Origin of the sequence: Vibrio sp. S9_S30, from assembly GCF_014694455.1 — a bacterium.
Lineage (GTDB): Bacteria > Pseudomonadota > Gammaproteobacteria > Enterobacterales > Vibrionaceae > Vibrio.
Map to the genome: position 1 here is coordinate 1 of NZ_JAAUWT010000157.1, position 379 is coordinate 379.

Here is a 379-nt window from a genome sequence, read left to right on the forward strand (position 1 = left end):
TCATTAGAGTGCCCAGAAAAGTACCCGATTAAAGACATCGTTGAAGTTTACTGGGAGCGATGGGAAATAGAGCAAGGTTACGGCGAATTAAAGCAGAGGCAACTGAACAATCAAGCTATTTTAAGAAGTCAAAAAGTTGAAGGGGTATACCAAGAACTCTGGGGAATATTAATATCTTACAACCTTGTCCGATTAGAAATGAAAAGGATGGCAGAGCAACATGCTGTTGAGCCATTAAGGATCAGCTTTATCAATGCGTTAAGGCTGATTCAAGATGAGTTTTTGTGGTGTTCAGGACGAACCTCAGGAACTGTACCAAAGAAACTACAGAACCTAAGAGAAAGTGGTAAGCGACTCATTTTACCCAAGAAAAGAAAGA

At 40.1% G+C, this 379-nt stretch carries 1 protein-coding gene; it reads left to right on the forward strand.

Annotated features, from left to right (window positions below; translation table 11 throughout):
- The coding region (locus HC752_RS24470) for a transposase (protein ID WP_190337760.1) at positions 1 to 379 on the forward strand (379 nt) is incomplete at both ends.